The following is a 17,504-nucleotide window of genomic DNA, read 5'->3' on the forward strand; positions in this document are numbered from 1 at the left end:
GGGATCGCGTCCCGCGGGCCTTCCCTCGTCCTCCGGACGCGTCAGTCGCTCTGCGTGCGCGGCAGCGGTCCGCCGATGAAGAGGTCCGTGTTCATGCGCCGGCGGCGCATCACGACCAGGACGGCCGCGCAGGCGACGAGCGACGCGGCGACCGCGCCGCCGCCGATCATCAGCGCGGTGGTCGGCGTGATGCCGGCCGGTCCCGCCGAGGCGGCCGTGCTGAGGAAGGCGGTGCGCGCGGCGCTGATCGCGGTGCCGCAGACCTGCTGCGCCTCCCATGGTGCGGCCGTGGTGTCGCTGTCACGGTAGGAGACGGTCACAGCTGCCGTGCGGTGCGACTCGCGGCCGAAGGCGACGACGCAGTAGACGGAGGGGTCGGGGTCGGCGATGACCGCGTCGCCCAGCGCCAGCTCGGCCCAGCCGATGGAGTCGGACTGCACGGCGACGTCGCCGGCGGCCAGGTCGGCGCGGGACCCGGAGGTCTCGAAGGCGCCCACGGCGACCTCCTCGTCGGCGTCGAAGCCCCAGACGGCGCCGCGGGGCGCCTCGGTGCTGCCGTCGCCGAGCTCGCGCGGCTCGAGCAGGAGGCCGTTGCCGGTGGAGGGCGCGAGCCGGAAGACGACCTTGGCGGCGGAGCCCTGGTCGCCCGTGAGGTCGACCGTGAAGGCGCCCGACTTGGTGATCAGCGCGGTCGGCACGGTCGCGGTGCCGCTGCCCGCCTCGAGGGTCAGCGGGGTCTTGGTGCCGTTCGGGTCGCGGAGGACCGCGGAGACGGCCTCGCCGCTGGCGAAGCCGGTGTACGAGAAGCCGACGCCGTAGAAGCGGGCGAGCTCGACGGTGAGCGCCTCCGGCTGCACGGCGAGCTCGCGGGTGAGGAAGACGTCCGCGGTCGCGGCACCGGCCGCCGGCTTCGCGCCCTCGGTCGAGGTGCCGAGCTCGGTGCGTCCGGGGGCCGACGCCGCCGGAGTGACGGCGCCCGCACCGGAGGAGCCGGCGCTGCCGGACGTGGTGGTGCCGGTTGTGGTGCCGCCGCCGGAGGTGCCGCCGGACGTCGCTCCGCCGGTGGTGCCGCCGCCGGAGCCGGAGCCGCCGGAGGACGATCCGCCGCCGGTGGAGGGCTGACCGCCGCCGGAGCCGCCCTGCTGGCCGCCGCCGGTCGAGCCGCCGCCAGTGGATCCGCCGCCGGTGGAGGGCTGGCTCGGCTGCTGGGGCGCGGGGTCGACCGGTGCCGGATCGACCGGCGCGGGGTCCACGGGCGCGGGGTCGACGGGCGCGGGGTCGACGGGCGCGGGCTGCTCGGGTTCTGCCGGCTCCTCGGGCACTCCGGGAACGGACGGCTCCTCGGGGACGCCGGGAACGGGGTCGGAGCCGCCGTCGCCCGGCTGCTCGGGATCCTCCGGCACGCCGGGGATGGTCGTCGCGGCCGGCTGCTCGACCGTGGTCGAGACCGTCGAGGCGGAGGGTGCCGCGACGGCCGCTCCGGGGAGGGCCAGGCCGAGCACGAGCGCCGCGAGAGCGGCGGCGGGCAGGGCGAGTCGGCGGGATGACGGCATGGCGGTTCCTTCCTCCACGGGCGACGATCTGCGTCCGCGCACGGAGGAGCGCACTCCCCCCTCACGAGGGTAAGGGCGAGAGGCGAGCTTTCGCGAGCCGTCCCGTCCCCCGTCAGAGGGACGTCGCGGTCGTGCTTCCGTCCGGACGGCCCGGTCGAAGCTCACCCGCGATCGAGGAGGGCCCGCCGGAGCCGCGCGGGATCGACCCGCCAGAAGGTGTGCACGCGCCCGTCGATCAGCACCACCGGGATCTCCTCGACGAAGCGCTCGTGCAGCTCGGGATCGTCGAGGATCGACACCTCCGAGACGGCGACCGACGCCTCGCCGCCCAGATCGGCGACCACCTGCTCGACCACGGTCCGCGCGTCGTCGCAGAGATGACAGCCCGGCTTGCCCACGAGCGTCAGCTCCACGTCCACCATGCGGTCAGTGTACGGCGGCCCCGGCGACGGGCGCCGAGACGGCGAGCGCCGCCGGGATGATCCGTGAACGCAGACGAGCGCCCGACCCCGGAAGGGCGGACGCTCGAGTGGGAAGAGGCGCGAGCCTACTTCTTGTTGCGACGCTGGTGGCGAGTCTTGCGAAGCAGCTTGCGGTGCTTCTTCTTCGCCATACGCTTGCGACGCTTCTTGATGACAGAACCCACGAAGACCTCACAACGTTCAGGGGGTCGACCGCCCGACGGGCGGCCGCTTACGAAAAACTGGTTCCCGCGAGCTTACACGACCCGGGGCTCCACCGTTTCCGGCTCCTCGGCGCCCCTCACTTGCGGATGCGCAGCGCCTCCGCGACCTTCGTCGCTCCCTCGCTGACGCCCCGCTGGATGTCCTGCACCACGGTGCTGACCTGGTGGGTGCGCTCGGCGAGCGCCCGGCCCAGCGACTCCGCCCGGGCCGCGGTCGGAGCGTCGAGCAGGGCGCCGGCCGCCTCGTCCTCGGCGAGGAAGGGCAGCAGCCAGTCCTCGACCTCCGCCAGCGGCGCGTACTCGAGCGCGTAGAAGCGGTGCTGTCCGCTCTCGCGCACCGTGACGAGGCCGGTCTCGCGCAGCACCTTGAGGTGCTTCGAGACGGTCGGCTGGCTCAGCTCGAGGCGCGCCACGATCCGCGACACGCTCATGCCCTCGGCCGAGCCGTCCCGCCGCTGCTCGAGCAGCAGGGCGAGGATGTCCCGGCGGGTCCCGTCCGCGATCACCCCGAAGATGTCAGCCATGCGCCCAGGCTAGTCAGCGCCCCGGGGGCCCGGCACCGAGCGGGTAGCATGGCCGCGATCGAGTGGAGGATCCGCCGTGGTGGTTCGGCAGCAGTTCCGCAGCCCCGTGGGCGTCTCGCCCGTCTCCCCCTGGTCGGGTTTCGAGCGGGCCCGCGACCTCATCGACGACTTCGCCGGACGCTCGCCGTCCCGCTTCGCGATCCTCATCTTCTCGGCGCTCGTGCTCGTGTTCACCCTGCTGTTCTCGCTGCCGGTGTCGAGCACCACGGGCACCGTCACTCCGCTGCACGACGCCTTCTTCACCGCGATGTCGGTGATCTGCGTGACCGGCCTCGCGACGGTCGACATGGCGACGCACTGGTCGGCGTTCGGCCACTCGATCATCTTCGTCGGCGTGAACATCGGCGCTCTGGGAGTGCTGACGCTCGCCTCGATCATGGGCCTGGCGATCTCGCGCCGCCTCGGGCTCCGGGCGAAGCTCATGGTCGCCAGCGACTCGAACCCTCTGCGGATCCACTCCGGCCCCGTCGCCGAGGGCCAGGCCGTGCGCCTGGGCGAGATCGGCGGGCTGCTCGCCACCGTCGCGATCAGCGCCGCCGCGATCGAGATCATCGTCGCGCTCCTGCTGTTCCCGCGGATGCTGATCGACGGGATCCCGATCGGCGAAGCCGTCTGGCACTCCTTCTACTACTCCGCGATGGCGTTCACGAACACCGGCTTCGCCCCGAACGCCGCGGGACTCACCCCCTTCGAGGACGACTACTGGTTCCTCGGCATCCTGATGCTCGGCGTCTTCCTCGGCTCGATCGGCTTCCCCGTCATCTACGCCTTCTCCCGCGGCTGGCGGCGCCCGCGCAAGTGGTCGGTGCACGTGAAGCTGACGCTGGTCACCTCCGTGATCCTGCTCGTCGCCGGGGCCGTCCTCTACATCGTGCTCGAGTTCGACAATCCGAGGACCTTCGGCAGCCTCGATGCGGGAGACACCGTCTTCCAGTCCTTCTTCCTCTCGACGATGACGCGGTCGGGCGGCTTCTCGACGATCTCGGTCCCCGACCTCAACGGCTCGAGCCTGCTCGTGACGGACATGCTGATGTTCATCGGCGGAGGATCGGCCTCCACGGCCGGCGGGATCAAGGTCACGACCCTCGCGATCCTGTTCCTGGCCGCCTTCGCCGAGGCCCGCGGCAACAACGACATGGAGGCGTTCGGCCGCCGGATCCCGAACGACGTCCTCCGCCTGGCCGTCTCGGTCGTGCTGTGGGGCGCGACGACGGTCGCCGTGTCGAGCGTCCTGATCCTGCACATCACCAAGGCCTCGCTCGACCACGTGCTCTTCGACGTGATCTCGGCCTTCGCGACCTCCGGGCTCTCGACGGGGCTCACCGCGGAGCTGCCGCCGTCCGGGGTCTACATCCTGGCGCTGACGATGTTCATGGGCCGCGTTGGTACCGTGACTCTCGCCGCCGCGCTCGCCGCGAGCCAGCGGAGGCAGTTGTTCAGACGACCGGAAGAGAGGCCCATCGTTGGTTGACCGCATCAGGTACGACGCCCCGGTGCTGGTGATCGGCCTCGGGCGCTTCGGAGCCGCCACGGCCGGCCAGCTCGACCGCCTCGACCGCGAGGTCCTCGCCATCGACGCCGACGCCGGTCTCGTGCAGAAGTGGTCGGAGCGGGTCACCCACGCGGTGCAGGCCGACGCCCGCTCGCTCGACGCCCTCGCGCAGATCGGCGCGCAGGACTTCCAGGTCGCCGTCGTCGCGGTCGGCTCCTCCATCGAGGCGTCCGTGCTGATCACTGCGAACCTCGTCGACCTCAAGATCCCGCAGATCTGGGCGAAGGCGATCTCGCGCTCGCACGGCAAGATCCTCGAGCGGATCGGCGCGAACCACGTGATCTACCCCGAGGCGGAGGCGGGCGAGCGCGTCGCGCACCTGGTCTCGGGCCGCATGCTCGACTTCATCGAGTTCGACGACGACTTCGTGCTCGCGAAGATGTACCCGCCCAAGCCGATCCGGGGGCTGACGCTCACGGAGTCGGGCGTGCGCCGCAAGCACCGCGTGACCGTCGTCGGCGTCAAGAGCCCGGGCAAGCCCTTCACCTACGCGACCGAGCAGACCGTCGTCTCGAACCACGACCTCATCGTGGTCAGCGGCACCCCCAGCGACATCGAGCGCTTCGCGGCCCTCGGCTCCTGACTCGCGCCCCCTCCCTCCTCCTCCTCTGCGGGATGCCGCTCCGGTACGCCCGCTCCGGGGTGTCGCGTACCCGAGCGGCATCTCGCGGAGAGGAGGGCGGAGTCAGGAGGCGGCGAGCTCGCGAGCGCGGGCCAGCGCGGCGTCGGTCGCCCGCGTGAAGAGGGCGGCGAGGTCGGCCTCCTGCAGGACCGCGACGGCCCGCTCGGTGGTGCCCTTCGGGCTCGTGACCCGCCGGCGCAGCTCCGCCGGCTCCTCGCCGGAGTCCGCGAGCAGCTCGGCCGCGCCGCGGAACGTGCCGACCACCATCGTCGACGCCTGCTCCGGACTGAAGCCCTTCGCGACAGCGGCCGCGATGAGCTCCTCGATCAGCAGGAACACGTAGGCGGGCCCCGAGCCGGAGATCGTCGAGAGCGCGTCGAGCTGCGACTCCGGCACCTCGACCACCTCGCCGACCGTCTCGAACAGGCGGCGCACGAGCGCCAGGTCCTCGTCGCCGGACCGCGTGCCCGCGCTGAGGCCGGTGACGGCGCGGCCCACGACCGCGGGAGTGTTCGGCATCGAGCGGAGCACGGCGACGGACGCGGGCAGGTGCCGCTCGAACGTGGCCGCGGTCACGCCGGCGGCGACGGAGACGACGACCGCGCCCGGGGCGAGCGCGTCGGCGATCTCGTCGAGCAGGTCCGGCACCATGTGCGGCTTGACGGCCACGAGCACGATCGCCGCGCCCTCGACCGCACGCCGGTTGGCCTCCGGGTCGTCCGCGGTGGCGAAGGCGGTGACCACCGGGTGGCCGTCCCACGCGGCGGCCTTCGCGGAGTCGCGGTTGGTCACCCGCACGCCCCCCTCGACGCGCACGCCGGGAGCCAGCAGGCCCTGGAGGATCGCGCCCCCCATCGAGCCGAGGCCGAGGACGGCGATGGACGGGAGCAGGACGGGCGCATCGGTCACGCCGCTCATCCTACGAAGAGCCCGCGGCAAGGGGGTCCAGGGGCGGTCCGGCGCCTCGTAGGATGGCCCGACCATCCAGCGGCGAGCCCGAGGAGACCACGTGAGCGCATCCGGAGGCGGCACCGCGATCATCGCGGCGCTCGCGGCCAACCTCGGCATCGCCCTGACGAAGTTCGTCGCCTGGTTCTTCTCCGGATCCGCCTCCATGCTCGCCGAGGGCGTGCACTCGCTCGCCGACTCCGGCAATCAGCTGCTCCTGCTGCTCGGCGGCCGCAAGTCGCGGAAGGCCGCCGACGAGGAGCACCCGTTCGGCTACGGGCGCGAGCGCTACGTCTACGCCTTCGTGGTGTCGATCATCCTGTTCTCCGTCGGCGGCGTCTTCTCCCTCTACGAGGGCATCGAGAAGATCGCCGAGCCGCACGAGCTCGAGAACGCCTGGCTGCCGATCCTGGTCCTCGTGATCTCGATCTGCCTCGAGGGCTACTCGCTGCGCACCGGAGTGAAGGAGTCGAACCGGGTCCGCGGCTCGCAGTCCTGGTTCCAGTTCATCCGCCGGGCGAAGGCGCCGGAGCTGCCGGTCGTGCTCCTCGAGGACGTCGCCGCGCTCACCGGCCTGACGTTCGCGCTGCTCGGAGTCGGGCTGACAGTGATCACCGGCGACTCGGTCTACGACGCGATCGGAACGATCATGATCGGCACCCTGCTGATCGTGGTGGCGATCGTGCTGGGCGTCGAGACGAAGAGCCTGCTGGTCGGAGAGGGGGCGACCCCCGCCGACGCCGCCTCGATCCGCGCCGCGCTCGAGGCCGGTCGCGACGTCGAGCGCGTCATCCACATGCGCACCCTCTACCTCGGACCGGACGAGATCCTCGTGGCCGCGAAGCTCGCCTTCCCGGCCGCCGAGACCCTCGAGCACGTGGCCGCCGGGATCGACGCCGCGGAGAAGCGGATCCGCGAGGCCGTTCCCGCCGCCACCACGATCTACCTCGAGCCCGACGTCGACCGTGGACGCGCAGGATCGGCGGCGGCCCGTCCGGCCGTGACGGAGGCGGAAGGGACGGCCGCTGCGGTCGCTCCGGCCGCCTCCGCTCCGCCCGCCGCCTCCCCGCCGGCCGCGCCGCACGGGAGCGCCTGAGATGCGCCGGGCCCTGGCGATCGTCAACGAGCGCGGTGCCGGGCTCGGCGCGCTCGAGCCGATGCTGACCGAGCGGGGGTTCGCCGTCGACGCCGTCGCAGGGACGGACCTCGACGCGATCGACATCCTCGCCCCCGACCTCGTCGTCACGCTGGGCTCCAGCGCCGGCGTCTACGAGACCTCGCGGCACCCCTTCATCAGCCCCGAGATCGCGCTCCTGCAGGACCGGATGCACCACCGCCGTCCCACGCTCGGCGTCTGCTTCGGAGCGCAGCTGATCGCGACCGCCCTGGGCGAGTCCGTCCATCCCGGATCGGCCCGCGAGGTCGGCTTCCGCCCGGTCGTGCTCACGGAGGAGGGCGCCGGCTCCCCGCTCCGGCACCTCGCCGGCGTCGACGTGATGCAGTGGCACGGCGACACCTTCGCGCTGCCGAGCGGAGCGGCGCTGCTGGCGTCGTCGCCGGCGGGCGAGGTGCAGGCGTTCGCCGTGGAGGACTGGCTCCTCGGCGTGCAGTTCCACCCAGAGCTGACCGGCACGATGGCCGCGCAGTGGCTCGAGGGCGACGGGGAGTGGGCGGGAGCGGCGGGCTACGACGCCGCCGTGCTCGCCGACGACGTCGCAGCGGAGCGCTTCGAGCGGATGCACTCGGCGACGCGGCTCGCGCTGACGGAGTGGCTGGGCGCTCCGAGCTGAGGGGTTCGGCGGCGCTCGGCGTCAGCGCCGGTCGGCGAAGAAGTCGAGCAGGAGCCGCGAGCACTCCGCGGCGCGGACCCCGGGGTACACCTCGACCACGTGGTTGTGCCGGCGGTCGCGGAGGAGGTCGTGCACGGATCCGGAGGCGCCCGCCTTCTCGTCCCACGCACCGAAGACGACGCGGTCGATCCGCGCCGCCAGGATCGCTCCGGCGCAGAGCACGCACGGCTCGAGCGTGACCACCAGCGTGCAGCCCTCGAGATGCCAGTCGCCGCGGGCCTCGGCCGCCGCGCGTATCGCGACCACCTCGGCGTGCGCCGTCGGATCCCGCCGCAGCTCGCGCTCGTTGCGCCCGAGCCCGAGCACCGCACCCTCCGAGTCGAGGACCACCGCGCCCACGGGGACGTCGCCCCAGCCCGCGGCCCGCCGCGCCTCGTCGAGCGCCAGGCCCATCCACTCCTCGGAGCGGCGGGGGACGCGGAGATCGCTGTCGCGCATCGCTCCCCCTCCTGCGGCGGCCCGCTGCGGCCGGTGGGGCGCCGCTCCGGCCAGTAGATTGAGCTTATGCGCGTCCACGTAGCCGACCACCCGCTGATCACCCACAAGCTCACCGTGCTGCGTGACAAGCGCACCCCCTCCCCCACCTTCCGGCAGCTCGCCGAGGAGCTGATGACGCTCCTCGCCTACGAAGCCACCCGCGGCGTCCGCACCCGCACCGTCACCATCGAGACCCCCGTGACGCAGACCACCGGCCTCGCGCTCAGCGACCCGCAGCCGCTGGTCGTCCCGATCCTCCGGGCCGGCCTCGGGATGCTCGAGGGCATGGTCAAGCTCATCCCGACCGCCGAGGTCGGCTTCCTGGGCATGGCGCGCAACGAGGAGACGCTCGAGCCGACCACGTACGCGGAGCGCCTGCCCGACGACCTGTCGAACCGCCAGTGCTTCGTCCTCGACCCGATGCTCGCGACCGGCGGCTCGCTCGTCGCGGCCATCCAGTTCCTCTTCGACCGGGGAGCGGTCGACGTCACCGCCGTCTGCCTGCTCGCCGCCCCCGAGGGCCTGGCCGCCGTCGAGAAAGCCTTCGGCGACCGCGATGTGACCATCGTCCTCGGCTCCCTCGACGAGAAGCTCAACGAGCTCGGCTATATCGTCCCCGGCCTCGGCGACGCGGGCGACCGCCTCTACGGCCTCGCGGGCTGAGCCCACCGGCCCCCGGACGAGCGGGCCTCGCGTCGCGCCCCGGAACAGGGAGCCCCGCTGAGCCGTGCCGGTCGGCCGGCGCAGCGAGGGTCTCGACACCCCCTCAGCGAGACCGTCCGGCACCGCCCGTCCTGCTGATCGAGCAGCCCGCGCAGCGGCCGCATCGCGATCCCCCGTCACGACTCGCGCCTCCTTCCGAGCACCGGAACCACCCCCGACGCGCCGTCCATCCCCACGGAAGTGTTGACGCCGTGCACCGGCCTCCGCTTTACTGACGGACATGACTGACACCCTGCACGCCCTGACCTCCCTCGAGGCCACCGGGAATGCCGGCATGATGATGGCCGGTGGCCCCGTCATGTGCTGTCGAATGTGTGCATGAGGAACTGACCTCGCCGGATCCCCGCACCGCCTCCGCCCGCTGATCGTCACGATCGGCTGAGCGTCCGAGGCGCGGACGATCCCCTGGATGCCCCGCATCCGTCTCTGCCGCCACCGCGCACCGCGGGCCGGCTCGATCGCGCACACCCGGATCCGCTCCCTCGGACACTCGTCCCGGATCCGCCCAGCCAAGGACTCGTCATGACCCTCCTCCACACCCGCACCGTCACCGCCGCCACCTCCACCGAGGCGCCCCGCCTCCAGCCGGTCGCCGACGCCGCGCCCGCAGCACCCCGCCTCCGCGCCGTCCCCCAGGGCACCGAGGCCCGCGGCTTCGCCCTCTACGTCGGCATCGACGAGGCCAAGGCCCGCGCCGCCGGAGTCGACCTCGGCCGCCTGGTCGAGGAGCTCAAGCGCGTCACGGCGCAGCTCGCCCCCGACGCCGAGACCTACGCCTCCGTCGCCCTCGCCCCGCAGGGCGCCGGCGGCCGCGACGTGGACGTGGTCCGCCTCGCGCTGCAGGACCCGGCCGCCGTCGCCAAGCGCCGCTCCGACGCCGAGCCCGACCCCGACCGTGCACCCGGCGGCGTCGTCATCGACATCTCCCGCAAGCGCGTCATCCTCGACGAGGAGACCACCCCCCTCACCTACAAGGAGTTCGAGCTCCTCCAGTACCTCGTGCTCCGCGAGGGCCGCACCATCGAGCGCGCCGAGCTCATCGCCTCCCTCTGGGGCGCCGCGGACGACGACGCGCCGAACGAGCGCACCATCGACGTCCACGTCCGCCGCCTCCGCGCCAAGCTCGGCCGCTACGAGGAGATCGTGCGCACCGTCCGCGGAGTCGGCTACCGCTTCGACCGCCACGCCGACGTCGCCATCCGCTACGCGTCGACGCCGTCGCCGGATCTGTTCTGAATTGTGAGGAGAGCGCTTGCGCTCTCCTCACCGCGGTCGGCTTCACCGGTGGTCGCGATTCGGAGAGCGGGTCGCGACCGGCTAGCGGGAAACGCTGACACGCGTTTCCCGCGTTCGCCTCGAGGGCGGAACGTCCTCCCGACCTCCGGGGATGTGCGCGCACCGCCCCTACCCTGGAAAGGGCTGCTCGGCGGCCTGCTGTGTGGCCGAGGGCGTGGGGGGCGGGCGCGCCTCGCGGGGCAGGACGACGGGGCCGGGCCGCGTCGGCGGGGGACGCGGGCAGAGGGTGCTCGTCGTGTCCGCGGACGGTCAGGGATGGGCTGCGGTTCGGTGCGAACGTCGGAAGGCAGCAGACGGGGCGTCCTGGGTCAGGAGAGAGTCGTGCGGAGCGCGGGCGGGCGCGGCGACGGGCGGGGCGGGGCGGCTCAGGGAGGATTCAGGAAAGAGAGGGTTGCGTCGTTACCGGGTCGTTATATAGTTCAAGTGCGTCGACCGTTTGCTGTGGCGGGAAGCGCGAGAAGTGATTGCAGGACACTCTTGGTGCAAGGGAATGAAGGCCGGCCGCTCGCCTCAGCGGCCGGCCTTCTGTCGTTCCCCCGGCCACCCTCCTCCGGCTCCCCTCCTCCCAGCACCCCGGCGTAGGCTGTACGGCGTCTGGATGTCAGGGAACCGCTTCCTGAGCGCCGAGAAGGAGGACCAGTGGGGTCGAGAGAGGCCGTCGCCGCCTGGGAGTCGCTCTTCCGCGCCCAGGTCCAGGTGATGCGCACCCTGAGCACCGAGTTCCCCTCGCGGGAGATCTCGATGAACGAGTACGACGTGCTCTTCAACCTCACCCGGCAGCCCGGTCGGCGCGCACGGCTGCGCGACCTGAACCGGCACGTCCTCCTGACGCAGCCCAGCGTCAGCAGGCTGATCGACCGGCTCGCCGCCCGCGGCTGCGTCGAGAAGAGCGAGGATCCGGCGGACGCCCGCGGCACGATCATCGCGATCACCGACGAGGGCTACGCGCTCTTCCGCCGCGTCGCGCTCACCCACATGAGGACCATCTCGGAGCAGGTCGGCGGCGTCCTCGACGAAAACGAGCTGAAGCAGCTGACCGCGCTCTGCGACAAGCTCCGCGACGGCATCGCCTCCTCCTGATCCGTCCCCGCTAGCACGGGCCGCAGCGACCGGCCAGGTCTTCGCCGCGGCGCGGGACTCGCGGATCATGGGGGTCACCATGAGTGACACCTCCCCCACCCTCGTCTGGCTCCGCGACGATCTGCGCCTGGCCGACAACCCCGCCCTGCGCGCCGCGATCGACCGTGGCAACCCCGTCGCGGTCTGCTACGTGCTCGACGAGGAGTCGGCGGGCATCCGTCCGCTCGGGGGCGCCTCCCGCTGGTGGCTGCACGGCAGCCTCGCAGCCCTCGCCGCCGACCTGCGCGAGCACGGCGCCCCGCTGATCCTGCGCCGCGGGCCGGCCGAGGCCGTCGTCCTCCAGCTCGCCGAGGAGATCGGCGCCGGAGCCGTGCACTGGAACCGCCGCTACGGGAGGGCCGAGCGCACCGTCGACGCGGCGGTGAAGGAATCGCTCCGCAACGGCGGCCTCGAGGCCGAGAGCCACCAGGGCTCGCTGATGTTCGAGCCGTGGACCGTGCAGACCGGCGCTGGCGGCCCCTACTCCGTCTACACGCCCTTCGCCCGCGCCTGCCGCGCCAAGCCGACGCCGCGCGCGCCGCTCCCCCGCCCCCGCTCGCTCGACGGCGTCACGGGAGAGATCGCCTCCGACTCCCTCGACGACTGGGAGCTGCTGCCCACGCGTCCCGACTGGGCGGGAGGGCTGCGCGAGCGCTGGGTCCCCGGCGAGAAGGCGGCGGCCGACCGGCTGCGCGCGTTCCTCGCGGAGCAGCTCGACGACTACGCCGACGGTCGCGACCGGCCGGCGGAGGACGCCACCTCGAACCTCTCCCCGCACCTGAGGTGGGGCGAGATCAGCCCCTTCCAGGTGTGGCACGCCCTGGAGGAGGCGCACGCGAAGGGCCTGCACCGCGGCGACGGCAGCGACCGGTTCCTCTCCGAGGTGCTCTGGCGCGAGTTCTGCTACCACCTGCTGTTCCACTGGCCGGATCTGGCGACCGCGAACTTCGACACCCGGTTCGACTCCTTCCCGTGGGGACGCCCAGGCCAGGAGGCGATCGACGCCTGGCACCAGGGGCGCACCGGCTACCCCCTGGTGGACGCCGGCATGCGCGAGCTCTGGAGCACCGGCTACATGCACAACCGGGTCCGGATGGTGACCGCGTCGTTCCTGATCAAGAACCTGCTGGTCGACTGGCGGGTGGGCGAGGAGTGGTTCTGGGACACCCTGGTGGACGCGGACCCGGCGAGCAACGCCGCGAACTGGCAGTGGGTCGCGGGCTCGGGAGCCGATGCGTCGCCGTTCTTCCGGGTCTTCAACCCGGTCACGCAGTCGAGGAAGTTCGACCCGGCCGGCGAGTACATCCGCCACAACGTGCCGGAGCTCGGCGGAGTCGAGGGCGCCGCCGTGCACGAGCCGTGGACGCTCGGGGACACGCTGACCGGAGGCGCGGACGGCTACCCGGCGCCCCTTGTCGACCTCAAGGAGACGCGGGCGCACGCGCTGGACGCCTTCGCGCAGATCAAGAGCGCCCCGCGCGACATCTCGCCGCGGGGCGACGACTGAGCGTCGCCGGCTAGACGCGTCCCGCCGGTCCGGTGGAGCGGCCGGACCCGGCGAGCGGGTCCTCCTCCCCGCCCTGATCGCGCAGATCGCGGGCCGGGATGCCGACGAGCACCGCCCCGTCGGGCGCGTCCTTCACCACGACGGCGTTCGCGCCCACGCTGACGTCGGATCCGAGCACGAGCGGGCCCAGGACGACCGCGCCGGCGCCGACGACCACCCGGTCGCCGAGCGTGGGGTGCCGACGCTCGCGCCGGGCCGACCTCCCGCCCAGCGTGACGGAGTGGTAGAGCATGCAGTCGTCGCCGATCCGCGCGGTCTCGCCGATGACGACGCCCATGCCGTGGTCGATGAACAGGCGTCGGCCGATGGTCGCACCGGGGTGGATCTCCACCCCGGTCGCCGCGCGCGCCGCCTGGCTGAGCAGCCGAGCGGGCAGGCGGAGGCCGCGCCGCCACCAGGCGTGCGCGACGCGGTGCACCCAGACCGCGTGCACTCCCGGGTAGGAGAGGACGACCTCCACCGCGCTCCGGGCGGCGGGGTCGCGCTCCCGGGCGGTGCGGACGTCCTCGCGGAGCAGGGCGAGGAGCCCGGGACGCTCCGGTCCGGACGGGACGCGGCGCTCCGGCCGACCGTCGCGTCCGGAGCGGGGCGTCCCGGCTCGTCTCGAGGGGCTCAGCTGCGGAGGTCCTCGTACAGGACGGTCGAGATGTACCGCTCGCCGAAGTCGCAGACGATGGCGACGATGGTCTTCCCCGCGTTCTCGGGGCGCTTCGCGACCTCGAGCGCGGCCCACATGATCGAGCCGGAGGAGATGCCGCCGAGGATCCCCTCCTGCGCGGCCATCTCGCGGGCCACCCGCACGGAGTCGTCGAGCGTCACGTCGATGATCTCGTCGTAGACCTCGCGGTCGAGGATCGCGGGGACGAAGTTGGCGCCGATGCCCTGGATCTTGTGCGGACCGGCGGTGCCCTGGGTGAGGAGCGGGGAGTCGATCGGCTCCACTCCGATGATCTGCACGCCGGGCTTGCGCTCCTTGAGCACCTGGCCGACTCCGGTGATGGTGCCGCCGGTTCCGATGCCGGCCACGAAGACGTCGACCGCGCCGTCGGTGTCCTCCCAGACCTCCTCCGCGGTGGTGCGGCGGTGCACCTCGGGGTTGGCGGCGTTCTCGAACTGGCGGGCGAGGATCGCGCCGGGGGTCTCGTCGACGATCGCGCGGGCGCGCTCGACCGCTCCGCGCATGCCCTCGCTGCCGGGGGTGAGCACGATCTCGGCTCCGTAGGCGCGGAGGAGGACCCGGCGCTCGACGGACATCGTCTCGGGCATCGTGAGGACGACCTTGTAGCCGCGGGCGGCGCCCACCATCGCGAGCGCGATGCCGGTGTTGCCGCTCGTGCCCTCGACGATCGTCCCGCCGGGGTGCAGCTCGCCGGAGGCCTCGGCCGCGTCGATGATGGCGACGCCGATGCGGTCCTTCACGCTGTTCGCGGGGTTGTAGAACTCGAGCTTGGCGAGGACCGTCGCCTGGTCGGCGCCCTCCAGCCGGTTGATGCGGACGAGAGGGGTCCTGCCGACGAGCTGGGTCACGTCGTCGTGGATGCGTGCCATGGTGTGCGCTTTCTGCCGGGGCCGGCCGCCCGGGGCCCCGGAGCGGTGGGTGGAACGGGTGCTGCAGCGCCCCTCGGAGCGGCGCTCCCCCCACGATACGGATGCATCGACCCCTGGTCAGCACTCCGGACGCGCCCGCTCCTGCGCATCACCCGCCAGCTCCTCATCTCCACCGGGAGGAGGACGCCCCGCGGGCGCACCCGTCACGTACCATGAACTCGGGGGATCGCGCGACTGCTCGCGAGGCTTCTCGCCACCCTCCCTCACATCTCCGCGGCCCCGCGCCGCGTCGAAAGGACGACCGCTCCATGGCACTTCCCACTGCATCCCGCCGCTCCGTCCGGCCGCTCGGGATGTCGCTGCGGGCGGTCATGGGGTTCATCGGGATGAGCGCCGTGGCGGGCGTCCTGATCACCGTCGGCGTCACGCCGGCTCTCGCGCTGACGGGCCTGGCGACGAGCAACACGATCGGCATGTTCCAGAACCTGCCGGGCTACCTCGACGTGGGCCAGCTGATGCAGCGCACCAACGTCTACGCGAGCGACGGAACGACCCTCCTCGCCTCCGTCTACGACCAGAACCGCGTGGAGGTCGGCTGGGACGACGTCGCGCAGTCCGCGAAGGACGCCGCCGTCGCCGGCGAGGACCCGCGCTTCTACGAGCACGGCGGCATCGACCTCCAGGGCACGCTCCGGGCCATCGCCGTCACGCTGACGGGCGACGACCTGCAGGGCGGGTCGTCGATCACGCAGCAGTACGTCAAGAACGTCCTGGTGCAGAAGGCGGAGTCGATCACCGACGAGGCCGCGCGCGACAAGGCCTACCAGGAGGCGACGGACCCGACCCCCGAGCGCAAGCTCAAGGAGATGCGCCTCGCGATCGGACTCGAGAAGGAGGCGTCGAAGGACGACATCCTGCTCGGCTACCTCAACATCGCCCTCTTCGGGGGCACCGTCTACGGCATCGAGGCCGCGGCGAACTACTACTACGGCATCCCCGCGAGCCAGCTCTCGACCTCGCAGGCGGCCGCGCTGCTGGCGATCGTGAACAACCCGGCGAAGTTCCGCTTCGACAACCCGGGCGACGAGGCGAACGGCGCCGCCAACGGCTACGCCGCCACCAAGGAGCGCCGCGACTACATCCTGTCGGAGGAGCTCAAGCACGGCCGGATCGACCAGGCCGCGCACGACGCCGCCGTCGCCGAGCCGATCACCCCGAACATCACGGAGCCCTCGACCGGCTGCACCACCGCCGGCAACGCCGCGTACTTCTGCGACTACGTGCTGAACGTCCTCCGCAACGACTCCGTCTTCGGGGCGACCGACGACGAGCGCTATCAGCGCATCCGCCAGGGCGGCTTCGACGTCGTGACGACCCTCGACCTCGACATCCAGCAGGTCTCGCAGGCGGCGCTCAACGCCTACATCCCCTCCGTCGACCCGCGCTTCCAGGTCGGCGCGACGGCCGCCTCCGTCGAGGCGAAGACGGGCCGCGTGCTCTCCATGGTGCAGAACACGCAGTACAGCCAGGACGAGCAGTTCCTCGCCGCGAACCCCGGCTACAGCGCGATCAACCTCAACGTCGACCTCAGCATGGGCGGCGGCTCCGGCGTGCAGACCGGATCGACCTACAAGGTGTTCACGCTGGCGCAGTGGCTGAAGGCGGGGCACACCGTCAACGAGTCGTTCGCCTCCCCCACCTCCGGCTTCAGCTCCTACCCCCAGAAGTGCAACGTCGAGGGCGACGGCGGCTACTACGGCAAGTTCTCGCCTCGCAACGACGACCCGTCGGAGGACGCGAGCTCGATGAGCGCGCTCGGCGCGACCACGAACTCGATCAACACCGGCTTCATGGGAATGGCGCAGCAGCTCGACCTCTGCGACATCCGCACCACCGCCGAGTCGTTCGGGATGCACCGCGCCGACGGCCGCGAGCTCGCCAACGGGCCGGCCTCGGTCCTCGGGACGAACGAGATCGCTCCCCTGACGGTGGCCAACGCCTACGCCGGGATCGCGAACGACGGCACGACCTGCTCGGCGATCGTCATCGATCGGATCACCGACAGCGAGGGCAACGCCGTCGCCGCCCCGGCATCGGCGTGCACGCCCTCCGTGTCGCCCGAGGTCGCCCGAGGGATGCAGTACGCGATGCAGCGGGTGATGACCTCCGGAACGGCCTACGCCTCGAACCCCTTCGACGGGATCGAGCACATCGGCAAGACGGGCACCACCGACGAGGCAGCCGACGTGTGGACGGCGGGCGCCAGCAAGGCCGCCTCCCTGGCGGTCTGGGTCGGCAGCATCAACGGCTTCGCCGACAACACCAAGCAGAACCTGCGCTTCATCAGCCTGACGGGCGAGAAGGGGACCATCCGCGCCTCCAACGCCCGGCACGCCATCTGGAAGCCGATCATGACGGCGCTCGACGAGAAGTACGGCGGCGACGACTTCACGGCACCGCCTGCCTCGATGCTCGCGTACTCGCCGCGATCGGCGGCGAACTCCGAGGTCCCCGACGTCACGGGCGAGACGGTCGAGAGCGCCACGGCGATCCTCACCGCCGCCGGTTTCGTCGTCGGGATGCACGAGTCGGTCGACTCCGCGACGATCCCGGAGGGCTCCGTCGTGTCGACGACGCCGAGCGCGGAGGAGACGGCGGTCGCCGGCGGGGTGATCCCCCTCCAGGTGAGCACGGGCAAGGCTCCGGCCAATCCGAACGACATCTCGGACCTGAACGGCGACCTGATCGAGTAGAGACGTCGCCCGTCCCGTGAAGGGGCCGATCCCTCCGGGGTCGGCCCCTTCTGCTGTCGCAGGCGCCGGGCCTGCGCGGGCGCCGTCGCGCCGACTCCGGGCGGACGGGCGTCCGGCGCGGCCGTGGCGCGCCTCGTCGGGGATGTCGCAGGCCTCGCCTAGGGTGCTGGTGGAGCGAGAGGATCCATCCTGAAGCGACCGAACGTCCCCGTCTTCCAGCCCCGTCG

General features: G+C 72.3%; 17 protein-coding genes. 9 read left to right on the forward strand and 8 right to left on the reverse strand.

Annotation, left to right across the window (positions count from 1 at the left end; translation table 11 throughout):
• Positions 1-41 precede the first annotated feature (41 nt).
• From C5C29_RS16985 to C5C29_RS02715, 4 genes are all read right to left on the reverse strand, one after another.
• Positions 42-1,553: a hypothetical protein gene (locus C5C29_RS16985; RefSeq protein ID WP_181127442.1), complete on the reverse strand. Its 1,512-nt coding sequence runs from the start codon at positions 1,551-1,553 to the stop codon at positions 42-44.
• Between the two features lie 161 nt (positions 1,554-1,714).
• Complete coding sequence (locus tag C5C29_RS02705) at positions 1,715-1,975, reverse strand: glutaredoxin family protein (RefSeq protein ID WP_104224855.1); 261 nt, start codon at positions 1,973-1,975, stop codon at positions 1,715-1,717.
• A 125-nt stretch (positions 1,976-2,100) separates the two neighbouring features.
• Positions 2,101-2,199, reverse strand: coding sequence for a 30S ribosomal protein bS22 (locus C5C29_RS02710; protein ID WP_003792170.1), 99 nt, complete (start codon positions 2,197-2,199; stop codon positions 2,101-2,103).
• 116 nt (positions 2,200-2,315) lie between these two features.
• Complete coding sequence (locus tag C5C29_RS02715) at positions 2,316-2,762, reverse strand: helix-turn-helix transcriptional regulator (protein WP_104224854.1); 447 nt, start codon at positions 2,760-2,762, stop codon at positions 2,316-2,318.
• A gap of 160 nt (positions 2,763-2,922) precedes the next feature.
• Here C5C29_RS02715 and C5C29_RS02720 point away from each other — a divergent pair, with 160 nt between their 5' ends.
• On the forward strand, positions 2,923-4,293 hold the full coding sequence (locus tag C5C29_RS02720; RefSeq protein ID WP_244229642.1) for a TrkH family potassium uptake protein: 1,371 nt from the start codon (positions 2,923-2,925) through the stop codon (positions 4,291-4,293).
• On the forward strand, positions 4,286-4,957 hold the full coding sequence (locus C5C29_RS02725; RefSeq protein WP_068255410.1) for a TrkA family potassium uptake protein: 672 nt from the start codon (positions 4,286-4,288) through the stop codon (positions 4,955-4,957). The genes C5C29_RS02720 and C5C29_RS02725 overlap by 8 nt, the downstream gene beginning before the upstream one ends.
• Before the next feature lie 102 nt (positions 4,958-5,059).
• Here the strand turns inward: C5C29_RS02725 and proC are convergent, their stop codons facing one another.
• Positions 5,060-5,851, reverse strand: coding sequence for a pyrroline-5-carboxylate reductase (gene proC, locus C5C29_RS02730; protein ID WP_374953311.1), 792 nt, complete (start codon positions 5,849-5,851; stop codon positions 5,060-5,062).
• A 154-nt stretch (positions 5,852-6,005) separates the two neighbouring features.
• Between proC and C5C29_RS02735 the strand changes: the two genes are divergently transcribed.
• Together C5C29_RS02735 and C5C29_RS02740 are read left to right on the forward strand one after the other, a co-directional pair.
• Positions 6,006-7,040 carry a cation diffusion facilitator family transporter gene (locus C5C29_RS02735; protein WP_104224852.1) on the forward strand — a complete coding sequence of 345 codons (1,035 nt, stop codon included), beginning with the start codon at positions 6,006-6,008 and terminating at the stop codon, positions 7,038-7,040.
• A gap of 1 nt (position 7,041) precedes the next feature.
• Positions 7,042-7,734, forward strand: a complete 693-nt coding sequence (locus tag C5C29_RS02740) for a gamma-glutamyl-gamma-aminobutyrate hydrolase family protein (protein WP_104224851.1) — start codon at positions 7,042-7,044, stop codon at positions 7,732-7,734.
• A gap of 21 nt (positions 7,735-7,755) precedes the next feature.
• Here C5C29_RS02740 and C5C29_RS02745 read toward each other — a convergent pair whose 3' ends face one another.
• Positions 7,756-8,232: a nucleoside deaminase gene (locus C5C29_RS02745; protein ID WP_219812140.1), complete on the reverse strand. Its 477-nt coding sequence runs from the start codon at positions 8,230-8,232 to the stop codon at positions 7,756-7,758.
• A gap of 66 nt (positions 8,233-8,298) precedes the next feature.
• On the opposite strand from C5C29_RS02745, the gene upp reads away from it, so the two are divergent.
• The 4 genes from upp to C5C29_RS02765 all read left to right on the forward strand — a co-directional run bounded on the left by upp (position 8,299) and on the right by C5C29_RS02765 (position 12,916).
• Positions 8,299-8,934 (forward strand): uracil phosphoribosyltransferase, encoded by a 636-nt coding sequence (gene upp / locus C5C29_RS02750; protein WP_104224850.1) that lies wholly within the window; start codon positions 8,299-8,301, stop codon positions 8,932-8,934.
• Positions 8,935-9,516: 582 nt separating this feature from the next.
• The gene (locus C5C29_RS02755; protein ID WP_104224849.1) at positions 9,517-10,230 is read left to right on the forward strand and encodes a winged helix-turn-helix domain-containing protein; all 714 of its coding nucleotides are present in this window, start codon (positions 9,517-9,519) and stop codon (positions 10,228-10,230) included.
• A 759-nt stretch (positions 10,231-10,989) separates the two neighbouring features.
• Positions 10,990-11,370 (forward strand): MarR family winged helix-turn-helix transcriptional regulator, encoded by a 381-nt coding sequence (locus tag C5C29_RS02760; RefSeq protein ID WP_104224206.1) that lies wholly within the window; start codon positions 10,990-10,992, stop codon positions 11,368-11,370.
• Positions 11,371-11,449: 79 nt separating this feature from the next.
• A complete protein-coding gene (locus tag C5C29_RS02765) occupies positions 11,450-12,916 on the forward strand; it encodes a deoxyribodipyrimidine photo-lyase (RefSeq protein WP_104224205.1) in 1,467 nt (488 codons plus the stop codon).
• 10 nt (positions 12,917-12,926) lie between these two features.
• Here the strand turns inward: C5C29_RS02765 and epsC are convergent, their stop codons facing one another.
• Both epsC and cysK read right to left on the reverse strand, forming a co-directional pair.
• Positions 12,927-13,493: a serine O-acetyltransferase EpsC gene (gene epsC, locus C5C29_RS02770; protein ID WP_104224204.1), complete on the reverse strand. Its 567-nt coding sequence runs from the start codon at positions 13,491-13,493 to the stop codon at positions 12,927-12,929.
• A gap of 95 nt (positions 13,494-13,588) precedes the next feature.
• Positions 13,589-14,524 (reverse strand): cysteine synthase A, encoded by a 936-nt coding sequence (gene cysK, locus C5C29_RS02775; protein ID WP_104224197.1) that lies wholly within the window; start codon positions 14,522-14,524, stop codon positions 13,589-13,591.
• 308 nt (positions 14,525-14,832) lie between these two features.
• Between cysK and C5C29_RS02780 the strand changes: the two genes are divergently transcribed.
• Positions 14,833-17,277, forward strand: coding sequence for a penicillin-binding protein (locus tag C5C29_RS02780; RefSeq protein ID WP_159939720.1), 2,445 nt, complete (start codon positions 14,833-14,835; stop codon positions 17,275-17,277).
• Positions 17,278-17,504 lie beyond the last annotated feature (227 nt).

This window comes from Rathayibacter sp. AY1H2 (assembly GCF_002931985.1).
Lineage (GTDB): Bacteria > Actinomycetota > Actinomycetes > Actinomycetales > Microbacteriaceae > Rathayibacter.